The sequence below is a fragment of the Longimicrobium sp. genome (assembly GCF_036387355.1).
Taxonomy (GTDB): Bacteria; Gemmatimonadota; Gemmatimonadetes; order Longimicrobiales; family Longimicrobiaceae; genus Longimicrobium.
The window spans coordinates 25,049-45,001 of the sequence record NZ_DASVTX010000238.1; the positions used below are offsets into that span (position 1 = coordinate 25,049).

General features: G+C 70.1%; 20 protein-coding genes. 8 read left to right on the forward strand and 12 right to left on the reverse strand.

Annotated features, from left to right (window positions below):
* Positions 1-15: 15 nt before the first annotated feature.
* Both VF665_RS10575 and VF665_RS10580 read right to left on the reverse strand, forming a co-directional pair.
* On the reverse strand, positions 16-456 hold the full coding sequence (locus tag VF665_RS10575) for a DUF3293 domain-containing protein (RefSeq protein ID WP_331053393.1): 441 nt from the start codon (positions 454-456) through the stop codon (positions 16-18).
* A 24-nt stretch (positions 457-480) separates the two neighbouring features.
* Positions 481-906, reverse strand: a complete 426-nt coding sequence (locus VF665_RS10580) for a hypothetical protein (protein ID WP_331053394.1) — start codon at positions 904-906, stop codon at positions 481-483.
* Between the two features lie 241 nt (positions 907-1,147).
* Here VF665_RS10580 and VF665_RS10585 point away from each other — a divergent pair, with 241 nt between their 5' ends.
* Positions 1,148-2,227: a serine/threonine-protein kinase gene (locus VF665_RS10585; RefSeq protein ID WP_331053395.1), complete on the forward strand. Its 1,080-nt coding sequence runs from the start codon at positions 1,148-1,150 to the stop codon at positions 2,225-2,227.
* Positions 2,228-2,582: 355 nt separating this feature from the next.
* On the opposite strand, the gene VF665_RS10590 is transcribed toward VF665_RS10585, so the two are convergent.
* Entirely contained in the window at positions 2,583-3,515 is a 933-nt protein-coding gene (locus VF665_RS10590) for an NAD(P)/FAD-dependent oxidoreductase (RefSeq protein ID WP_331053396.1), read from the reverse strand.
* A gap of 191 nt (positions 3,516-3,706) precedes the next feature.
* Between VF665_RS10590 and VF665_RS10595 the strand changes: the two genes are divergently transcribed.
* From VF665_RS10595 to VF665_RS10610, 4 genes are all read left to right on the forward strand, one after another.
* On the forward strand, positions 3,707-5,092 hold the full coding sequence (locus VF665_RS10595; RefSeq protein ID WP_331053397.1) for a M28 family peptidase: 1,386 nt from the start codon (positions 3,707-3,709) through the stop codon (positions 5,090-5,092).
* A 597-nt stretch (positions 5,093-5,689) separates the two neighbouring features.
* Positions 5,690-5,968, forward strand: coding sequence for a hypothetical protein (locus VF665_RS10600; protein WP_331053398.1), 279 nt, complete (start codon positions 5,690-5,692; stop codon positions 5,966-5,968).
* A gap of 40 nt (positions 5,969-6,008) precedes the next feature.
* Positions 6,009-7,142, forward strand: coding sequence for an aminomethyltransferase family protein (locus tag VF665_RS10605; RefSeq protein WP_331053399.1), 1,134 nt, complete (start codon positions 6,009-6,011; stop codon positions 7,140-7,142).
* On the forward strand, positions 7,142-7,759 hold the full coding sequence (locus VF665_RS10610; protein WP_331053400.1) for a DUF1802 family protein: 618 nt from the start codon (positions 7,142-7,144) through the stop codon (positions 7,757-7,759). The genes VF665_RS10605 and VF665_RS10610 overlap by 1 nt, the downstream gene beginning before the upstream one ends.
* A 568-nt stretch (positions 7,760-8,327) precedes the next feature.
* On the opposite strand, the gene zapE is transcribed toward VF665_RS10610, so the two are convergent.
* From zapE to VF665_RS10650, 8 genes are all read right to left on the reverse strand, one after another.
* Positions 8,328-9,392, reverse strand: a complete 1,065-nt coding sequence (gene zapE, locus VF665_RS10615) for a cell division protein ZapE (RefSeq protein WP_331053401.1) — start codon at positions 9,390-9,392, stop codon at positions 8,328-8,330.
* Between the two features lie 92 nt (positions 9,393-9,484).
* On the reverse strand, positions 9,485-9,883 hold the full coding sequence (locus VF665_RS10620; protein ID WP_331053402.1) for a hypothetical protein: 399 nt from the start codon (positions 9,881-9,883) through the stop codon (positions 9,485-9,487).
* Between the two features lie 286 nt (positions 9,884-10,169).
* Entirely contained in the window at positions 10,170-10,652 is a 483-nt protein-coding gene (locus VF665_RS10625) for a GNAT family N-acetyltransferase (RefSeq protein ID WP_331053403.1), read from the reverse strand.
* Positions 10,649-11,233, reverse strand: a complete 585-nt coding sequence (locus tag VF665_RS10630) for an RsmD family RNA methyltransferase (protein ID WP_331053404.1) — start codon at positions 11,231-11,233, stop codon at positions 10,649-10,651. The genes VF665_RS10625 and VF665_RS10630 overlap by 4 nt, the downstream gene beginning before the upstream one ends.
* A 7-nt stretch (positions 11,234-11,240) precedes the next feature.
* Positions 11,241-11,588, reverse strand: a complete 348-nt coding sequence (locus tag VF665_RS10635) for an arsenate reductase family protein (RefSeq protein ID WP_331053405.1) — start codon at positions 11,586-11,588, stop codon at positions 11,241-11,243.
* Positions 11,589-12,153: 565 nt separating this feature from the next.
* Positions 12,154-13,497 carry a DUF4105 domain-containing protein gene (locus VF665_RS10640; RefSeq protein WP_331053406.1) on the reverse strand — a complete coding sequence of 448 codons (1,344 nt, stop codon included), beginning with the start codon at positions 13,495-13,497 and terminating at the stop codon, positions 12,154-12,156.
* A gap of 207 nt (positions 13,498-13,704) precedes the next feature.
* The gene (locus VF665_RS10645; protein ID WP_331053407.1) at positions 13,705-13,923 is read right to left on the reverse strand and encodes a hypothetical protein; all 219 of its coding nucleotides are present in this window, start codon (positions 13,921-13,923) and stop codon (positions 13,705-13,707) included.
* Positions 13,920-14,696, reverse strand: a complete 777-nt coding sequence (locus VF665_RS10650) for a GAF domain-containing protein (protein WP_331053408.1) — start codon at positions 14,694-14,696, stop codon at positions 13,920-13,922. Before VF665_RS10650 ends, VF665_RS10645 begins: the two co-directional genes overlap by 4 nt.
* A gap of 330 nt (positions 14,697-15,026) precedes the next feature.
* Here VF665_RS10650 and VF665_RS10655 point away from each other — a divergent pair, with 330 nt between their 5' ends.
* From VF665_RS10655 to VF665_RS10665, 3 genes are all read left to right on the forward strand, one after another.
* Entirely contained in the window at positions 15,027-15,869 is an 843-nt protein-coding gene (locus tag VF665_RS10655; protein ID WP_331053409.1) for an SDR family oxidoreductase, read from the forward strand.
* A 138-nt stretch (positions 15,870-16,007) separates the two neighbouring features.
* Positions 16,008-17,270 (forward strand): competence/damage-inducible protein A, encoded by a 1,263-nt coding sequence (locus VF665_RS10660; RefSeq protein WP_331053410.1) that lies wholly within the window; start codon positions 16,008-16,010, stop codon positions 17,268-17,270.
* A gap of 133 nt (positions 17,271-17,403) precedes the next feature.
* Positions 17,404-18,546: a hypothetical protein gene (locus VF665_RS10665; RefSeq protein WP_331053411.1), complete on the forward strand. Its 1,143-nt coding sequence runs from the start codon at positions 17,404-17,406 to the stop codon at positions 18,544-18,546.
* Positions 18,547-18,629: 83 nt separating this feature from the next.
* Here the strand turns inward: VF665_RS10665 and VF665_RS10670 are convergent, their stop codons facing one another.
* Positions 18,630-19,916, reverse strand: a complete 1,287-nt coding sequence (locus tag VF665_RS10670) for an amidohydrolase (protein WP_331053412.1) — start codon at positions 19,914-19,916, stop codon at positions 18,630-18,632.
* Positions 19,917-19,953: the final 37 nt, after the last annotated feature.

The following is a 19,953-nucleotide window of genomic DNA, read 5'->3' on the forward strand; positions in this document are numbered from 1 at the left end:
CGCCCGCGGAGCGGCTCAGAGGTCGATCTTCTGCCCGGGAAGGCGTCCCGCGAATCCGGCGCGGGTGCACACCAGCGACGCGGCGCCGGCGCTGTCGACCCACACCACGGCGTTCTGGCCGAACACCAGGCCCAGTTCCACCAGCAGCGGCCGAACGTCGCCCAGCAGCAGAAAGCCCGGCTCCGTCCACGCCGGGTCGGAGCCGCGCCCCTCGGTGCGGCGGAACGCGACGCCCAGCGAGCGGACGTGGCGCATCAATTCCTGGTCGGCCGCCCGGTTTTCCTCGTCGGGGCGGGGCATGGACGCCGGATTGTACGCCGTGATGATGCCGGACGGCCGCAGCGACTCGTCGGGCGCGGGCCCGTCGAGGCGCACGGAGAGGGTTCCCGCGGGGGTTTCCACGGACCACTCGGTGCGGCGGTACTCCTCCAGCAGTTCGGCGTGGCTCGGGATCACGGGATCGGTCTGGGTTGGCACGGATCAGAGTCGCTGTTCGCGGGCAAGGGCGCCGGATGCGTCGTAGATGCGCATCACGTTGGCCGTGCCGTCGTAGTCGGCGTCGATGTACTGAAAGGCGAGTCCGCCGTTGCGGAACACCTCGATCATGTCGGCCCGGCCGTCGCCGTTGCGGTCGGTCCACTGGGCCACGGGGCGGGCGCTGCTGGTAAAGCGCACCATCCCCGGGCGGGCGCCGCCGCCCTCGCCCAGGGCGCGCACGGACGCCAGGTCGCCGGCCCCCGCGAACCACGCGCCGAGGTCGCTGCGCCAGCCGCCCGCCAGCGCAGAAGACGCCGGCATTTGCGGCATTTCCCGCGAAGGGGGCGTCCACTCCTGCGCGCGGAGACGCGAAACGGCCAGCAGGGTGAGCCCCGCCGCGGCCAACGCCAGCCCGAATGAGCGTCGCATGTGTCCTCTCAGGTTGAACGGATACGATACTCCGCTACACGTCCCCCGCGCCAGTGTTCCGTTTTGTGCCCATGCCCGGGCGCGCCTTTGGGGGCGTGGGGGCGGCCGGGCGCGGGGCGCTCGCCACGCGCGGGCGGGCAGGGGGTACGGGCGTTGCGTAGGGTTCGTGGATCGAGAAAGCATCTTTCCGGGGGCCGCCCCGCGGCGGCGTTCCCGCTGTCCCCGTCAATCCAGGCAGTACATGTCTCCTCCGTCCGTTGCCCGGGCGCGCTACCAGGGGCTGGCGGCGGCGCGCAGGTGGGAGCACGAGCCCGCCCGACCGCGCGAAAAGTTCACCCTTTCCGTGGGCGACCGGGTGGGCGAGCTCACCGTGATCGGCCACGTGGCGCGCGGCCGCATCGCGGAGCTGTACCAGGTGTGGAGCAACCGCCACTGGTGTGCCCTCACGGGCAAGCTCGTCCTCCCTGAATACTGCGTGAACGGGCAGGCTCCGGTTTCATTCCGGCGCGAGGCGGAGGTGCTGGAGAAGCTCAAGCACCCCAACATCGTGCGCCTGTTCGGCAGCGGCGAGGCGGACGGGCGCCCCTTCATTCTGCTGGAGTACCTGGCCGGGCCCTCGCTGTTCGACGTACTGGAAGGGCTGGAGCACCGCCGGCTCAACGTGCCGGATGCCATCCGCGCCATCATGCACGTGGGCGCCGCCATCCACTACCTGCACCGTTGCGGGTACCTGTACCGCGACATGAAGCCGGCCAACGTGCACCTGCGCGAGGGCGTTCCCGTACTGCTGGACTTTGACGTCGTCCGCGAACTGGAGCCGCTGCGCCGCCCCGCGGACCGGCTGGGAACGGCGCCGTACATGGCGCCGGAGCAGGTGCGCCGCGAGGTGCTCACCACGGCCACGGACGTGTACGGCCTGGGCGCGCTGCTGTACGAGCTGGTGACGGGAAAGTGGCCCACGGAAGAGCCGGTGCACGAGGACGACGAGGAGTTCTGGGACGAGCTGGACGAGGACACGGACGAGCCGGAACCGGTGATCCGCGAGCGGACGGCGGTGGTGAGCCAGGAGCTGACCACGAAGGAGCTGGAGCAGCGGTATCCGCAGCTGTGCCAGCCCGTGGTGCCGCCGCGCGCCCACACGCCGGGGCTGCCGCGCGACTTCGAGGCCGCGATCCTGCGCGCGCTGGACCCCGATCCTTCCGCCCGCTACCAGACCGTTTCCGGCCTGCTCGCCGCGCTGGCGCCCATGCTCAAGGGAAAGAACCGGCTCTGGCCGGAGAATGCGCCGGTGGAGCGGCGGGCGGATACGGTGACGCGGTGAGGGGAGGGAGTACGAGAGTACGAAAGTACGAAAGTACGAAAGTGAGGGGCTGAGCGACTGAAGTCGCCGCAACGCCGGCTGAAAGCCTCACGGTACTGCTGTGAGGCTGGCCGCCGCGCGGGCGAGGAGGTCGGTGCCGAACTCCTCGCTCGCGCTGAGGTCTCCCTTTCTCCCGCGACAGCGGGGGAGAGGGCCGGGGAGAGGGGGCCTCTCCGCATGCGCGGCACCATCCCGAAGCGCACCGAGCCGCCGTTCTCCCCTCTCCGCGCGGCTGTTTGCGCGGGGAGGGGCGGGGGTGGGGCCCGCGCGCAGCGCGACGCAGTGGCTCCCCATGCTCTCCTGAGCTTATACGCGGCTACTTGAGGCGGCGGTCGTCGGGGATGAGGGACTTGTGGATGCCCAGCGCGGCGCGAATCCCCTCCGCCGCCGCGCGCATCGCCAGCCGTGAACCCGGGGTGATGTCGCCCGCGGCGTACACGCCCTCCACCGTGGTCTCGTGCTCCTTGTCCACCTCCAGGATCCCGTCCAGGTCCGCCTCGCACCCCAGGTCCGCCGGAAACGACGAGCCGGGGCCGGACGCGATGTGAAAGAACATCGCCTGGAACGGCTGCGTGCTCCCGTCGGCGAACACCACCCGCTCCACGATGCCGTCCGTGCCCTCCAGCCGGTCGATCACGTCCTCGCGCACGGGGATGTTCCACCGCTCCAGCGCGCGGCGCGCCCCGTCCTCGATGTCCGGCGGATGGCCGTCGGTCAGGATGGTCAGCTTGTCCGTCCACGTGAGCATGTACATGCAGAACGCCGCGATCTGGCGCCCCCAGCCGATCACGCCGACTTCCTTGTCCACCACGGAAAGGCCGTCGCAGTCCGGGCAGTGCCAGATGCTGGTGCCGTAGAAGTCGTCCAGCCCCTTGATCTCGGGCTTGATGTCGCGCAACCCCGTGGCCAGAAGAATGCGGCGCGCGCCAAAGATGCGCCCGTCCTCCATCTCCAGCTTGAACTCGTCCTTGCCCCCCTTGATGCTGACAACGGTGGCCCGCTCGTACTCCGCGCCGGCGTCCACCGCCTGCAGCCTGCCGATGCGCCTTAGTTCCGCGGGGGGCGGGTCCTGCAGCCCCAGGTAGCCGTGCACGCCCCACGTGGCGGCATTGCGGGGGTCTTCCGTATCAAAGATGCGCACCTTGCGGCGGTACCGGGCCAGCCACAGGCCGCCCGCCAGCCCCGCCGGGCCGCCCCCGATCACGATCGCGTCGTACATCCCGCCGTACGGGTTCGCTTCCACTTCCATGTTTCTCCCCTGGTTTGCGAAAGGTCCGTACAGGGTGCAAGGGGCAGGCCCGCCGCCGCGCCGGGCGGTGCGCGATTTGCCCCGGTGCGGCGGCGCTGTATACTGAAATCCATCAGCCACGCCGTCCTACGACATCCCCCGCCCGGCGTCCCGCCCGGGAGGCCGGCCCCCGTTTTCACCTGGAGGTAGCGGTGCCCCGCTCTGCACAATTCCTGTCAGCCGCCCTGCTCGCCGCGTTCGCCGCCGCCCCGGCCGCGGCGCAGACGCCCGCCGCCGCGGCTTCGGTGATTCCGGCGTCGGACAACCCGCGCATTCTGCAGATCGTGCGCGACGTGTCGCCCGCGCGCATGGAGGGGGACGTGCGCCGGCTGGCGGGCTTCGGCACGCGGCACACGCTCAGCGACACCGTTTCGCGCACGCGCGGCATCGGCGCGGCGCGGCGGTGGATCTTCGACGAGTTCCAGCGCATTTCGCGCGAGTGCGGCGGCTGTCTGGACGTGGAGTACATCGGCGAGGACATTCCCGGCGGCAACAACCCGCGCATTCCCCGCGACACGCGGGTGGTGAACGTGGTCGCCACCCTGCGCGGGCAGACGGATCCCAACCGCCACGTGCTCATCATGGGGCACTACGATTCGCGGGTCACGGACGTGATGAACGTCACATCCGACGCGCCGGGCGCCAACGACGACGCCTCCGGCACCGCGGCGGTCATCGAGGCGGCGCGCGTGCTGAGCAAGCACCGCTTTGACGGAACCATCGTCTTCGCGGCGCTGGCGGGCGAGGAGCAGGGGCTGAACGGGGGCGAGATCCTGACGCGATGGGCCAAGTCGAACAACTGGCAGATCGCGGGCGTGCTGAACAACGACATCATCGGCAACTCGCGGGGAATGAACGGCGCCACCGACAACACCGTGGTCCGCGTGTTCGCGCCCGGCATCGCGCCCGACGCGCCGGCGGCGGAGCTGCGCCGCTACCTGTACAGCGGCGGCGAGCTGGACGTCCCCGCGCGGCAGCTGGCGCGCTACGTGGACCGCATTGCGGACACGTACGTCCCCAACCTGGACGCGATGGTCGTGTACCGCCTGGACCGCTTTGGCCGCGGCGGCGACCACACGCCGTTCTTTCTGGCCGGGTACCCCGCCGTGCGGCTCACGGAGCTGTACGAGGACTACACGCGGCAGCACCAGGACCTGCGGACGGAAAACGGCATCCGCTACGGCGACGTTCCCGACGAGGTGGACTACGTGTACGCGGCGCGCATCACCTCGCTGAACGCGGCCTCGCTCGCGGCGCTGGCCTGGGCCCCCGCCGCGCCGGACAGCGTGACGGTGCGCGGCGCGGTGACGGCCAACACGGTGCTGCGCTGGCGCCCGGTGAACGCGCCGGACCTGGCAGGCTACCGCGTGTACTGGCGCCTCCCTACGGACGCCAACTGGACGCACTCGCGCTTTGTGGGCAACGTGACGGAGGCTACGCTGGAGAACATCGTGATCGACAACTGGTTCTTCGGCGTCGCCGCCGTGGACCGGGACGGGAATGAGAGTCTGGCGGTGTTTCCGGGGCCGGGGAGATGAAGTGCGGAGTGCGGAACTGCAGTACGAGAGTACGAGAGTACGAGAGTACGACAGCGATGGACCGCAGCACTTGTGATGGATGAGGGATGAGGGGAAGCCGCCGGGGCCGTCGGGCTCCGGCGGCATTGTTGTGCTGAGCGGCTGAAGCCGCCGCAACAACGGCTGAAAGCCTCACGGTACTGCTGTGAGGCTGCTCCAGCGCGGCACCATGGATTCGCGCCGAATGCCGCACACGCGCTGAGGTCTCCCTTCCCCCAGGTTTTTTGGGGGAAGGGCCGGGGATGGGGGCCTCTCTCCGCCGCCGCCAATCCGTCCGAAACACTTCGCACTGGGGTGTGCCCCCTCTCCCACATCTGTTCGTGGGAGAGGGTCGTCGTGCGCAGCACGCGGGGTGAGGGCCACAGCCGGCAGACGCGCCACCGTCGCTCCCCGCATCAAGCATAAAGGACAGCCTGATCACGCGCCTCACCTTCAGCCGCATCCCTCACCCCCTGCCCCAGATCCCCAATCTCCCCTCCTCGTTGCTGCGGGTTCGCCGCGCGGGTTATCTTTTCCCCTTCGGCACCGCAGGCTCAACGCGCACAGACAGAACGGCTCATGGCAATCTCCCGCAGCTCCTCGTGGAAGGAGCACCGGCTGGCGAACCGCCTCGCGTGCAACGGCACGGAATACAGCGTGGACCTCGTCGCCCGGAAGGCCACGGGCGTGGAAGGCTGGAAGGTCACCATCATCTTCCTCCCCCGCGAGGACGGCGAGGAGATCAAGGTAGATCTGCCCAACGCGGCCTCCACCGCCGACGTGCGGCGCCTGGTGACGGAATACGAGGGCGCCGATGACCGCCTGCGCGAACTGTGCGACGGCGCGCGCCAGGCGTGACCGGATCCGCGCCGGGCAACTCGAAGGCGAGGTACACACGATGACGGATACGATCACCCCCGCCCCGGCCTCCCCGTTGCGCGCGGTTCTGGATGCGGCCGGCGCGCGCTGGGCCGAGGTGGCCGGCCGCGAGGTGGCCCGCCACTTCGGTGACGCGGCGGCGGAATACCAGGCCGTGCGGCAGTCCGCCGGGTTCGCGGAGCGGGCCGACCGCGCGCGCTTTCGCCTGTGGGGCAAGGACCCCGCACGCATGCTGCACGGGCTCATCACCAACGATCTGCTCAAGGCGCCCCCCGGCCAGGGCGTCTACGCCGCCATGCTCACCCCCAAGGGCCGCACCCTCGCCGACCTGCGCGCGTTCCGCCGCGAGGGGGAGGGCGGCGCGGAGGTCATCGTGGATCTGGCGCGCGAGGCGCTGGAAGGGTCGCGCGACCACTTCAAGAAGTTCGTTCCGCCCATGTTCGCCCGGTGGGCCGAGGCCACGGACGCGCTGTGCGAGATCGGCGTCTACGGCCCACGCGCGGCGGAACTGCTCAGCGCGGTGCTGGGGACGGAGATCCCGGAGATGGCGGAAGACGCGTTCGTGGAGCCGGAGTTCGCCGGGGCACGGCTGCTGGTTGCGGCCACGCGCGAGGCGGGGCTGGAGGCCGGCTTCGACCTCTTCGTCCCCGCGGAGCAGGCTGCGGCGCTGTGGGCTGCGCTGGTGGAGCACGGGACGCCGATTGGTGCGCGCGCTGTCGGGTTCGGAACGCTGGAAACGCTGCGCATCGAGGCGGGGCGCCCGCGCTACGGCGCCGACATCACCGAAGAAACCATCCCCACCGAGGCGTACCAGGAAGCCGGGCTGATGGAGCGCGCCATCTCCTTCAGCAAGGGGTGCTACACGGGGCAGGAGGTCATCGTCCGCATCGCGCACCGGGGGCACGTGAACCGCCACCTGCGCGGCCTGCTGCTGGGAGGCGCGGCCGCGCCGGGCCCTCGCGCGCCGATCATCAACCCGGAGAACGGGCGCGAGTCGGGGTGGATCACCAGCGCCGCGTTCTCGCCCCGGCTGGGGCAGACGATCGCGATGGGGTACGCGCGCCGCGAGCTGGAGCCGGGCGCCACGGTGCGCATCGGCGCGGCGGACGGGCCGGAGGCGCGCGTCGTCGCCCTGCCGTTCGCGGGGGCGTGATGGAAGCGAGCAACCGGTCGGCGCTCAAGGAGTGGTCCGTGGTGGACGAAGCGCTCGCCACGGGGCGCCTGTCGCTGCTCGTCCGCAAAGGCGGCATTCACGAACGGACGGGTGAGTTCGGCGTCGACCACCGCGAGTTCTGGATTTTTCCCACCGGATGGCACCAGAACCCGGCGGACTTGGCGCAGGAGTTCCATCCGCTGCTGGCGGGAACCGGTCCGGAACGGCGCGACAGCATTCCCTTCCGCGTGTACTGCGCGGTGCAGGACGTGTGGCGGATCGAGTCCACGGACGCGCTGGACCGCATCCAGGGGCTGCATCCGCTCTCGCCGCCCGCCGCGCACGCCCGTTTCGCCTATCGCGGCAAGCCGTTCGTGCACGCCATGCTCGTCCGTGCGTACCGCCTGGCTGATCCGGTCGCGCTGCCGGACCTGAACCGCTACGAGGGATGCGTGTCGTGGGTGGAACTGGAGCAGGCGCTCCCCACGCACGAACTGCTTCCGGTGATGGCGGACAGCGAGTTCGCGGCCGTGCGCAGGGAGATTGAGGCGCGCATGGGGGATGACGGCGTCGTACGCCTGGACGTCGGCCCGCCGAGCGCGCCCCCGGTGGGCTGAAGTTCCTGCGGGTCGCGGCCGAGGCCGCCGCGGGGTTTCGGAGAACCGGCGGGCTGAGCGACTGAAGTCGCCGCAACAACGGCGGAAAGTCTCCCCAAACAGACGGGGAGACTTCACCTGCACCGGGCGTCGGCTGCGGGTGCCGGGTGCACGGCTCCTTGTCGCCCGGGCCGTCCTGTGCGGATGAATCCGCCGCTCTGAGAGCGGAAAGCCCCGAACGGCGCCACAGGCGCCCTTCGGGGCTTCAACTGCATCAAGGGGAAATGCGAGCGCGGTGCCCGTGTGTCCGGCGAAGTTGGAACCGGCGAAGAGTAGATCCTTCGTCGGCGCCAGAGGTCGGCACGGGGAAGGCTGTGTTCGGCGCCTCCTCAGGGTGACAAGTGCCGGGCGTGCAACACGTTGCGGCCTACCCGCGCGCCGGGCTCGCGGGCGTACGCCGTTCCCGCCGCCGCAGTCCGCGAAGGCGGACTTCATGTTTATCGAGGCGCGGTTTCAACCGCCGGTCACTCAGCCCGGCCGCACGTGTCGAACCGTCCCCTGCGCCGAACGTCTTCGGTCGCGGCCCGCCTCACCCCTGCTCCACCGCCTCCCCGGACAGCGTCGCCCGCCGCTCGCCCAGCATCTCTTCCATGCGCGACAGGCAGCGGGAAAACTTCTTTCCGTACGATCCGGTCAGCCACTCGGGGCGGAACAGCTCGCCCAGGTCCGCCTCCGCCGTGGCGGCAAGGGGAACGGCGCCGTCGTACACCTTGTCCACGAAGTGCACCCACCGCAGCGCGTCGTACAGGTCGCGCATGGGCTGCACGTCATCGATCAGCAGCTCGTCTACCGCCTCCACCAGCGCGTGAAAGCGGATGGGGTGCACGGTCCCCAGCCCCGCCAGCAGTTCGGCGAAAGGGACGACCAGGGAGCGCGGACCGGCCTGCGCCCGCGCGCGCTCCATTGCCTTCGCGTCCAGAAAGTACGACCGGCGCGGATCCGCCTGAAACCGGCGGTGGCGAAAGTCCTCCCCCTCCACCCGCAGAACCTCGAACGCCGTCGCCAGCTCCTCGATCTCCGAGGTAAAGCTCTTCTGGTCAAAGCGGCCGCGCCCCAGCTCATCGGGAATCGTGTTGGACGTGGTCGCCACGCGCACGCCGTCCGCCAGCGCGCCGCGCAGAAAGGCGATGGCCAGCTTCAGGTTCCCCGGATCGTCCAGCTCCCACTCGTCCACCGCCACCAGCCGCTGCCCGCGGAACGCCTCGCGCGCCGCATCCACCCCCAGCAGCCCGATGGTGTAGACGAGCTCGTCAAAGCTCAGGTAGGCGCTCGGCCGCGGCGACGCGTGCCAGAGCGCCGCCAGCAGGTGCGTCTTTCCCACCCCGAATCCGCCATCCAGGTACACGCCCGCCCCGCGCGGCGCCCGCCCGAACGCCGCGCGCATGCGCGACCATCCGCTTTCCGCGGCCTGCAGTTCCTCGCTCACGGCGCGCAGCCGCGCCACCGTGGACGCCTGCGACGGGTGCCGCGGGTCGGGCGTGTAGTCCGCGAACCGCTTGGCGGCAAAGCGCGGCGGCGGCACGAAGCCCGCCACCAGCTCGGCCGCGTCGGGGCGCGCGGGAATGCGTTCCAGCAGGGATGAAAGACGGAGCACGCGGGCGTCAGTTCCTTTCCGCAGTCAAGGAGAGCCGCGGAAGGTACACCCCGCGCGCCCCGCCACAAGCAGGACGCCCCATCCCGTTCCCGTCAGCGGTCAAACACGCTCACCGTACTCAGCGCCAGCCTCGCATCCACCCGCATGGCGACCGCCTGCCCGGGCGACGCGCGCAGCGGCTGGCTTACAAAGGGAGTGAGGCCGCCCACCGGGTCCGCCACCAGCTGCAGCGGGCGCGACGACGAGAGCAGAGTGGAGCGCATGCTGAACGAGCCGGTGCTCATTCCCGACACCGTGCCCAGCCGCCGGCGCATGGTGCCGTCCACCACGTACACCGTCACGTCCTGCCAGCCGTTGTTCGCCACGCGCACCACGATCTGCTCCGGCGCGGGCCCCTCGGCCGGCCCGCCGTTTTCCGCCGCCGGCGCGCACGCGGCGAGCCCAAGGAGCATCGTCGATACGGCGATGCGGATGGAGTGCCCAGCAACCATGGCCCACCTCCCAGTCAACACACCCGGTGCCGCCCCGGACTTCGGTGCGGCTGCATGTCCATCTGTCAAGGGCCGTGCCGTAGATGGGCTTCGTTGCTGGATTTACGAAAACGTCTGACGCGGCGCCCGGGCCGCCGGATCCGATCCGCCCCGCCCCGCCGCTCGCGATCCGCGCGGCGGGGGCGAGGTTGGACGATGCTTGGATCGCATCGAAAGAAAAAAATCCCGGGGGGCGGCATCTCTGGATGCGTCCCCCGGGACCGTGCCGCCCATCGCGCCACGCCGGTCAGCCCTCGCCGGAGATCTCGCGAAGCTGGTCGGCGGTCAGGCGGTAGGTGTACCACTCGCTCATGCGGCGGGCCTTGAGCTTTTCGTAAAAGTCGATGGCGAGCTGGTTCCAGTCCAGCACCACCCATTCCATGCGCCCGCAGCCGCGCCGCAGCGCCTCGCCCGCCAGAAAGCGGAAGAATGCGCTCCCGATCCCGAAGCGCCGCGCAGGGGGGATGACGAACAGGTCTTCCAGGTACAGCGTGGGAAGCGCCAGAAAGCTGGAGTACGTTTCCAGGACGATGGCGTACGCCACCGCGGTCCCGTCGCGCTCCCCCAGGTACACGCTGATGCGCGGCGCCGGGCCGAACGCGTCGCGCACCAGCCGTTCGCGCGCCTCGGGAGAAGGGCGGTCCAGCTTCTCGTAATCCGCCAGCGCGTCCACCAGGCCCAGAAAGGTGTCCCCGTCCGCCGCGGTGGCGGGGCGAATGACGACGCTCATCCCTCCTCCTCCGCCGCGCCCGGCTGCTCGCTGGACGGCGCGGCTTCTTCCGGCGGGGGCGGCGGGGCCAGGTAGAAGGTGACGGCGGTGGTCTCGTCCATCTGCCGCCGCTTGCCGCCCGGCGGAAGCTCGTGCGAGGCGGCGTGCTCCACGGCCAGCAGCGACGCGAACGGCGTCTCCATCCACATCTCGATCAGCCGGTCCAGCATGCGCGACTCGTACGGCGGATCGGCGAACGCGATGTCGTACTTGCGCGCCGGGAGCGCCGCGGCGAACGGGAGCGCGTCCTTCTTGAAGATGCGCGCCTTGTCGCGGACGCGGAGCGCGGTGACGTTGGCCTTGAGGGCGTGCAGGCTGTCGGGCCCGCTTTCCACGAAGTCCGCGTACCGGGCGCCGCGCGACAGCGCCTCCAGCCCCAGCGCGCCGGTGCCGGCGAACAGGTCCAGGACGCGCGCGCCCTTGAGCCGCGGCTCCAGGGCGGAGAGCCATGCGTCGCGCACGGTTTCCGACGTGGGGCGCACGCGGCCCTGCTTGGGCGAGGTGAGGTGGCGGCCGGCGAGCTTTCCTTTTACGATCCTCATCGGCGGTTCACGGCGTGATCCAGGTTTTCCACTTGGCTTCGTCCCAGCCGATGGTGAGATGGTTTCCGGAGCGCACCAGCGGCGTGGTGAGCAGCAGCGGGTCGTCCGCCAGCAGGGGCAGAATGCGTGCTTCGGGCACGTGCGCCACGTGCAGGCCGCGCTCGCGGAACTGCTTGCCGTTGCGGTCCAGCAGCGCCTCGGCGCCGAACCGGTCGGCGAAGCGCTTGAGCTCGCCCGGCGAGGCGGGGCGGTCCTTGAGATCCACGAAGTGCGTCTTGATGCGCCGCTCCTTGAAGAAGCGCAGCGCCTTCTTGCTCTCGTTGCAGCTTTTTGTGCCGAAAATCTGGACTTCCATGGACGGAAGAAGGAGTGCGTGAGGGCTGGGTGCGTGAGTGCGGAACGGCGGTACGAAAGTACGAAAGTCCGAAAGTGCCCGGTTCCGAAGGGTCGGTCCGCGCGGACGGTGTGGCCCTTACCCGGCCGCGGCCCTCACCCGGCCGCGCTGAGACGCGTCCCCCCTCTCCCACGAACGGATGTGGGAGAGGGGGCCCACCAACGGCGCCCCTCCCCCGGCCCCTCCCCGTGCAAACAGCCGCACGGAGAGGGGAGGTTTCGCACCGGGGGCTCCGGGCTCGTGCAGTTGAAGCCCCGAGCGTGGACGCGTCAGCGGCCGCGAGTCGGGGCTTACCGCTTTCTGAGCGGCGGATTCATCCGCTCAGGAAACCGTCAGCAACACGACAATCCCCCACCCGGATCAAACCCGCCACCCCCGTGCAGGTGAAGTCCCCCCGTCTGTTTGGGGGGACTTTCGCCGTTGTTGCGGCGAATTCATTCGCTCAGCCGCCCCGACTTTCTGCGTGCTCGCGCGGCGTGTGTCTCTGGCCCTGATATGAGCGGATCGCTGTCGCGCCGGTCCCGGCCTACCGCGCCGGTGCGGCCGCGCGCCCCATCCGCCGCTTGCGGTCGCGCGCCACGACATCCGCCGGGAGCGGCGCGGCCTGCATGAACCCGTGCACCGCGTACGCGATCGCCAGGTTGATCGGCAGCGCCAGGCAGATCATCTGCGCGTTGCGCTGGTCCAGCCCGGGCAGCACCTGCATCACCACGCCCAGCACCGAGAGCGCCGCCACCGTGGCCGCCACCATCCACGCGGACCGCAGCGCCCAGCGCGCGCCGTACGCCGCGCACGGAACCAGCACGATCAGCAGCAGCGCCAGCGGCGAAAGCTGCAGAATGTTCTCGTTGCGGTACGCGATACGGTGGTTGGTGCTGGTCCACAGGTACACGAGCACGAACCCGCCGATTCCCGCCACCAGCAGCCAGAGCGTGCTCACCGCCGCAAAGCCGAACCGCGCCAGCGCGGAACGCCGCGCCCGGCGTCCCAGAAAGGCCAGCAGACCCGCGATCAGCAGCCCCGCGATGGCGAAGCCGATGGTGTAGGGCGGGGGCGCGTCGCGTACGGGGCCGCGGCCGGGGGTCTCCAGCAGCGTCCACTCGCGCCGCACCAGCGGCTGCTCCGAGCCGTCCGCCGCGCGAATGCGGGTGGCGCGCACCTGCTCCTGCAGCTTGAACGGCAGGAACATCTCTTCCCACGCCGTGATCCGACGGTCCGCCGACGGACCCAATCCCCCCGCCAGCCCGAAGTACGACAGCCGGTCGTCCGCAATCAGCCGCTCGCTGTGCCAGCGGTACGACGTATTCGTCATCACGCTCCCCGTGCGGGCCAGCATGACGCCGCCCAGCACGCGGTCCAGCAGGTCGCGCACCCGGGTGGTGCAGTTGTCGCGAAAGTAGTCGTACAGGTACTCGCGGTTCTGCGGCATCTCGTTGATGCGCAGCATCTGCTGCACCTGCCGCGCCTGGGCCTGCGTAAGGTTCAGCTCCTGCCCCCACACCGCGCGCTTGAAGTAGTCGTACTCGAACAGCGTACGGTTGATGTCGCTGCGCGCCAGCTGGTACAGCCAGTTCCCGGCGATGAAGCGGCTCCAGTACCCGGGCGACTTGAAGTCGAACGCGCCGTAGTTGTACACGTCGTCCGTCCCGGCCGCGGGGTCGTGGATCCACACCGCATTGTGCCCGAACTTCTCCCACACCATGTCGCCCTGCCCCATCGTGAGCAGCACGATGGTCAGCGTCGTGTCCGGCGCGGAGGATGGCGGGCCCGCGGCCGGCTGCGCGGCGTACTGCGCGCGCGCCGGCGCGGCGGCCAGCCCCAGGGCCAGCGCGAGGGCCGCGAGCGTGCGGTGGAGGAAGGGAATGCGCATGCGATGAGGAGCGTTTGTGACGCGGCGGAAATGGTTGATTCGCCTGCAAGTTAGCGCCGCGCTCCGCCCCCGCGCCACTGCCCGGCGGCGGGTGTGCCTGCGCGTCGCGCCTCATGCGCGTGATCGGTGGCCACAAGCTGCAGATGAGAGAAGGGGCACCCCTGATCAGGTGCCCCTTCTCTCACTTTCGGATGGACCGAGGACGGGTCAAACCGAATGCTGGTCCATCGTGCGCTTACGAACGAGCGTAACCCTTGCGCTGACTGGGACTCGCGGCGTGAACGCCTCCCACCCAATGAGGAAGATTTCCCAAAGAGAGCGTCTGGGCCTGGGCTCGCTCTTGGCTTCCGGCAGAAGGGCATAGTCAATCTCGAACGCGTCTTCCAACTCGTTCGTGACTGCGGATTCATCCAGCGTATGGCTCATGTAGTCGGCCTCCGATCCTGGGTGACCAGCGCCAGCCCAATCAACTGCGCAATGGGATTCACAAACGGTGCCAAGTCCCGTACGGATTTCTTGTTGAACACGAAAGGGACTGTCGCGTCCAGCGTAAGGACTGCGCGAACTCGCCCTCCCTCACCACGTGTACCCACGACGACGGGAAAGGCTCCGATAGATTTGTAGGGACGGCCTCTCATACGATCCCCTTCCTCGTCGGTATTGCGGACGTAGGACGGCTGGCCTGTCGTGAACGCGACCCCGGCACCGGGTGAATCAAGGTCAATCAACGCGTGTGACCGGTCAGGTCGGTAGTCATCGTGGAACGTCGCGCGCAGCCCGACAATCACCTTGGTGCTGCGACGATGCTTCCACTCCGGGAGCAGCAGATGCGCCGTGATCTCGCAGTCTGCGTGAGGACGGAGTGACGCGGTTGCGATCTCCTGGACTCGGCGAAGCAGGGCGTTGATCGCACGGGAAGGTTCGCTCAGCAGCTGCGGCGAGCCTGAGCCTTCCGGATCAGCAGCCAGGCCACTGATGATGTCCCCCACCTGCTTGAATGCATTCCCGTACGCAAGCAGCTCAGAACCCGTCACCAGTTGCGACACGTAGTGGCCGAGTAGCCAGAGCACCACAAGGCCGAGCAAGCCCCACCGCGTCTGCAGTCTCTGAACGCCAAAATCCGGTGCTGCAGCATAGACATAGCCGATAAACGTGATGAGAGGTGGCAGCCAGCGCGCGAACCGGCTGCGGACGCCCATGTGCCACCAGCTCAGGGGATAACCCGCCCAATGGCCGAACCGGCCGCGCCTCCACACGGGCAACTCGGGAGAAGATACTGGGGGAGCGGGAGGCAGACTGGAGCGACCTGGCTTCGAGGTGGCCAAAATGAGCGGCTGGGGAATGGTCGGCAGGCGAGACCTCACACGGGCATTATGGCAGGAGCGTGCTGTTTGCGCCAGAGTTTCAGTGCCCGAACCCCGTCGCAGAGGGTCATTTTGCTCCCCCCGGCCTTTCGCCGCGGGGCGCGCGCGCGTAGTGTCACGCCAGACCACGGGCATCACACCCAATCGCGCGCGACGGAGGCAAACGTGTTCCGGGACGATCTGCTGGCGAACAAGACGGTGCTGGTGACCGGCGGGGGCTCCGGCCTGGGGCTTTCCATGTCCAAGGCCTTCGCGGCGCTGGGCGCGCGCGTCGCCATCACGGGGCGAAGCGAAGAGCGCCTGGCCAAGGCCGCGGAAGGCGTCGGCCCGGCGGACCGGGTGTTCACGTACCCCTGCGACGTGCGCGACTTCGCCCAGGTGGAAGCGATGGCCGCCGCCGTCGCCGAGCGCCTGGGCCCGGTGGACGTGCTGGTGAACAACGCCGCCGGCAACTTCCTTTCGCCCACCGAAGACCTGTCGCCCAACGGCTTCAACGCCGTGGTGTCGACGGTGCTCAACGGGACGTTTCACGCCACTCTCGCCGTCGGCCGGGCGATGATCGCGTCCGGCAGCGGGGGCTGCATCCTCAACATCGTCACCACGTACGCGTGGACGGGTTCGGCGTTCGTCATCCCCAGCGCGGCGGCCAAGGCCGGCGTGCTGGCCATGACGCGCTCGCTGGCGGTGGAGTGGGCCACGTACGGCATCCGCACCAACGCCATCGCCCCCGGCCCGTTCCCCACGGAGGGCGCCTGGAACGCGCTGATGCCCACGCCGGAGCTGGAGGCGGAGGCCAGGGCGCGCATCCCCATGGGCCGCTTCGGCAAGCACGACGAACTGACCAACCTGGCCTCGTTCCTGATCTCCGACGGCGCGCCGTACATCAACGGCGAAGTGGTGACCATCGATGGCGGCGAATGGATCGGTTCTGGCGGCGAGTTCAACGGGCTGACGCGCATTCCCCGCGACGCGGTGAAGTCGGCGTTGAAGGCGATGCGGGGGAAGTGACGGGAGTGCGTGAGTGCGGAGTGCGGAACAGCAGTACGAAAGTACGAGAGTACGAGAGTACGAAAGTGCGACGGATACCAGATTCGCTGATTGAGCCCGGCGTGTCTGTTCCTATTCCCTATTCCCTATTCCCTGCCCTTGAAATCCGCCTTCCTTGCCATCGGCGACGAGATCGTCGGCGGGCTCACGACCGACACCAACTCCGGCTTTTTGGCGGGCGAACTCCGCGCGCTCGGCGTACAGCCGGTGGCCGGCTTCTCCGTTCCGGATGACGAAGACGCAATCGTCCGCACCCTCCGCCGCGCGCTGGAGGAGGCGGACCTCGTGGTCTGCACCGGCGGCCTGGGGCCCACCGCGGACGACCTGACGACGGCCTGCGTCGCCCGCCTGGCCGGGCGGCCCATGGTGCGCGACGAGGCGTCCGCCGCACACATCCAGCAGATCTTTCGCGACCGCGGCGTGGAGATGCCGCCCAACAACCTCAAGCAGGCGGACTTTCCGCAAGGCGCCACCGTGTTTCCCAATCCCACAGGGACGGCGCCGGGCTTCGTATGTCCGGTAGAGGTAGATGGCGAGACGCGCCACGTGGCGTGCTTTCCCGGCGTGCCGCGCGAGACCAAGCGGATGGTGCGGGAGTCGCTGCTGCCCTGGGTGGCGGCGAGGAATCCGGGCAAGCGCTTCGCCTCGCGCACCTTCAGCACCTTCGGCCTGGCGGAAAGCAAGTTGGACGAACTGCTCGTGGGCGCCATCGATCCGGCCGAGGCGCGGCTCGCCTTTCGCGCCGCGTTCCCCCGCGTGCAGGTGCGCGTGACCGTGGATGGCGCGCCCGACGACGATCTGGAATCGCGCCTGGACGCGCTGGAGGCCACGGTGCGCGAGCGGCTCGGCGCTTCCATCTACGCCGTGGGTGACGAGGGGATGGAGGAAACGGTCGGGCGCATGCTGCGGGAGCGCGGCCTTACCCTCGCCCTCGCGGAATCGTGCACCGGCGGGCGCATCGGCGACCGGGTGACGGACGTGCCCGGGAGCAGCGCCTACTTTCTGCTGGGCGTTGCGACGTACAGCAACGGGGCCAAGGCCGGCGTGCTGGGGGTGGATGAGGAGACGCTGGCGGAGTTCGGCGCCGTGAGTCCGCAGACCGCGCGGGAAATGGCCGTCGGCGCGCGCCGCCTCGCAGGCGCGGACCTGGGCCTGTCTACCACGGGGATCGCGGGGCCGGGCGGCGGCACGCCGGACAAGCCCGTCGGCACCGTCTGCATCGGGCTGGCGTGGGAGGGCGGCGCCTGGTCGCGGCGCTTCGACATCGGCGACCGCGGGCGCGAGTGGATCAAGGGAATGACCGCGCAGATGGCGCTGGACACGCTGCGCCGCTGGCTCCTGGATCCGGACTCGCTGACCTGACGAGTCCGCCATCGACCTGCGGCAACGGCGCGTGAGTGGGCCACGGCGCGCCGTTTGCGACTGTTCCGTCCCCCAATTTTCGTTCGGGGACGGGCCCCGGCGCGGGGGACCAGGTACGCAGGAGATCGAAACGATGCCACGTGGCGGACGCGAAATCATCGACCGGGCGCGGGGACTCTGGGACCGGGTCGCGGGCGGCGGCGGCGATCAGGGCTACATTCAGCACCAGGATTCACCCGGCACTCTGAACCACGGCTTCGGCGGCAGCCGGGCGGCCTTCCGCGATCAGCACAACGCCGGCGCCACAGGCCCGGCCGGCCCCGGCGCGCGGCAGACGCAGAGCTTCCGCACGGAGTTCGGCGACCAGGGCGGCCAGAACCGCGGCATGCAGCAGGGCCGCGGCGTGCAGGGCGGCTTCACCAGTTCGCCGCAGCACATTCAGCCGTACCACAGCGGCCCCATCCGCGGCTCCATGTCCGACGGCTACTCCGGCGGGATGAACCGCGGCACGCCGGACGGCTACGCGGGCGGGATGAACCGCGGCGGCATGTCCGACGGATATTCCGCCGGGATGAATCGCGGCGGGCTGTCCGACAACCACTCCGGCGCGATGAGCCGCGGCGGGCAGGGCGGGCGGATGGATTACCGCGACCGCGGATGGGACGACCTGGGCGACCGCGGCTTTGATCCGGCGCGGATGAGCGGGTCCGGCGGGATGGGCGGGATTGTGGAGAACCGCGGCTGGGGCGACGAAGACGACGTCCGCAACGGCTACTCCGGCGGGTCGCAGCGAATGGACCGCGGCGGCCGGCAGGGCCCGTACGCGGACCGCCACCCGGGCGGCACCGGGTACCAGGCCGGCCGCTACGAGCGCGACATGGGGCTGCGCGGCAACGGCTTCGAGGGGCCGCGCGGCGGGTTTCAGACCCAGGGCGGGTACGAGGGTCCGCGTGGCGAATTCGAGGGCCCGCGCGGCGGCGGGTTCGGGCAGGGCGGCGCACGGGGCGGCATGCGGACGGGCCGGGGCTACGCCGCCGAGTTCGGGCCGCAGGGCGGCCGCGCCCGCTACGACCGTGGCTACAACGCCGGTCCGCGCCCGCACACGGGCCCCAACCTGGACGAGTTCGGCCAGGGGCTCCGCAGCATGTACAGCGGCATTTACAACGAGGGCGGAGTGCTGGGGCAGACCTCCAGCCGCGAGTTCGACGTCCCCGAAGGCGACCGCCACAACGCCGGCGCTTCCTTTGACCGGGGCCGGGACCGCAACCGCCGCTGACCATTGCGGGACGGATGAACAGGACGGGCGCCTCTCGCGAGGCGCCCGTCCTGTTTCGCTGCTGTCCCCCGTGGACGTCCGGCTCAGGCGCCGCGGAGGTAGTCCAGCAGCAGGCCGGTCATCACCCGCATGCCGATGGGAATGGAGGCGTCGTCGGCCATGAAGGTGGGCGTGTGATGGTCGCCCGACGTGGTGCCGGGCGCCGTGGTGCCCAGGCGGTAGAAGAAGGACGGCGCCGTGCGGCCGTAATAGGCAAAGTCCTCCGCCACCGTAGTGGGCTGCAGCCGCACCACGTTCCCCGCCCCCAGCAGCCGCGTGAGCGTGGGCTCCATCCGCACGGCCAGCGCCGAATCGTTTACCGTCACCGGCGTGGTGCGCTGGTACTGCAGGGTAAAGCTGCCGCCGCCCGCGCGCGTGACGCCGTCCAGAATCTGCCGCATCCGCTCCTCCACCCGGTCCTGCACGGCCGGGCTGAAGGTGCGCACCGTACCCATCAGCACCACCGAATCGGGGATGATGTTGAAGCGCTCGCCGCCCCGAATCACGCCTACGGTGATCACCCCCGGCTCCATGGGCGACAGGGTGCGCGAGCGGATGGTCTGCAGCGCGGTCACCGCTTCGGCCGCCATGACCACCGGGTCGATGGCCAGCTGCGGCGACGCCCCGTGCGACTGCCGGCCGCGGATGGTGACGATGAACCGGTCCGAAGCCGCCATCGCCGGGCCTGGCGTGTACCCCACCCGCCCGACTTCCATCTGCGCCAGGGTGTGCAGCCCGAACACCGCCTGCGGCCGCAGGTCGGCGAACAGTCCCTCCTTGAGCATCAGCGCCGCGCCGCCCTCCTCCCCCGGAGGCGCGCCCTCTTCCGCGGGCTGAAACACGAAGATGACCGTGCCGGGAAGCTCCGCGCGCATCCCCGCCAGCAGCGTGGCCACGCCCATCTGCACAGCGGTGTGCACGTCGTGCCCGCAGGCGTGCGCCACTCCCACCTGCTGCCCCAGGTACTCCCCTTTGGCGACGGAGCGGAACGGGTACGGCGTGTCCTCCGTCACGGGGAGCGCGTCCATGTCGGCGCGGACGGCGATCACCGGGCCGGGACGCCCGCCGCGCAGCACGCCCACGACGCCGGTGTGCGCGATCCCCGTGCGCACCTCCATCCCCAGCGCCCGCAGGTGCGCGGCCACGAGGCCGGCCGTGCGCACCTCGCGGTTGCTGAGTTCGGGATTGCGGTGCAGGTCGTGGCGGATTTCGGTGATGCGCGGGGTCAGGCGCTGCACTTCGGCGGCGACGCGCGCGTCGGCGTCCTGCGCGCGGGCCGCGGCGGGCGCCAGGGCGAGCGCGCCCAGCCAGAGCAGCGAGCGATGCCTCATGGGTCCTCGATGGATGGAGATCAGCGGTGCCGGGTGG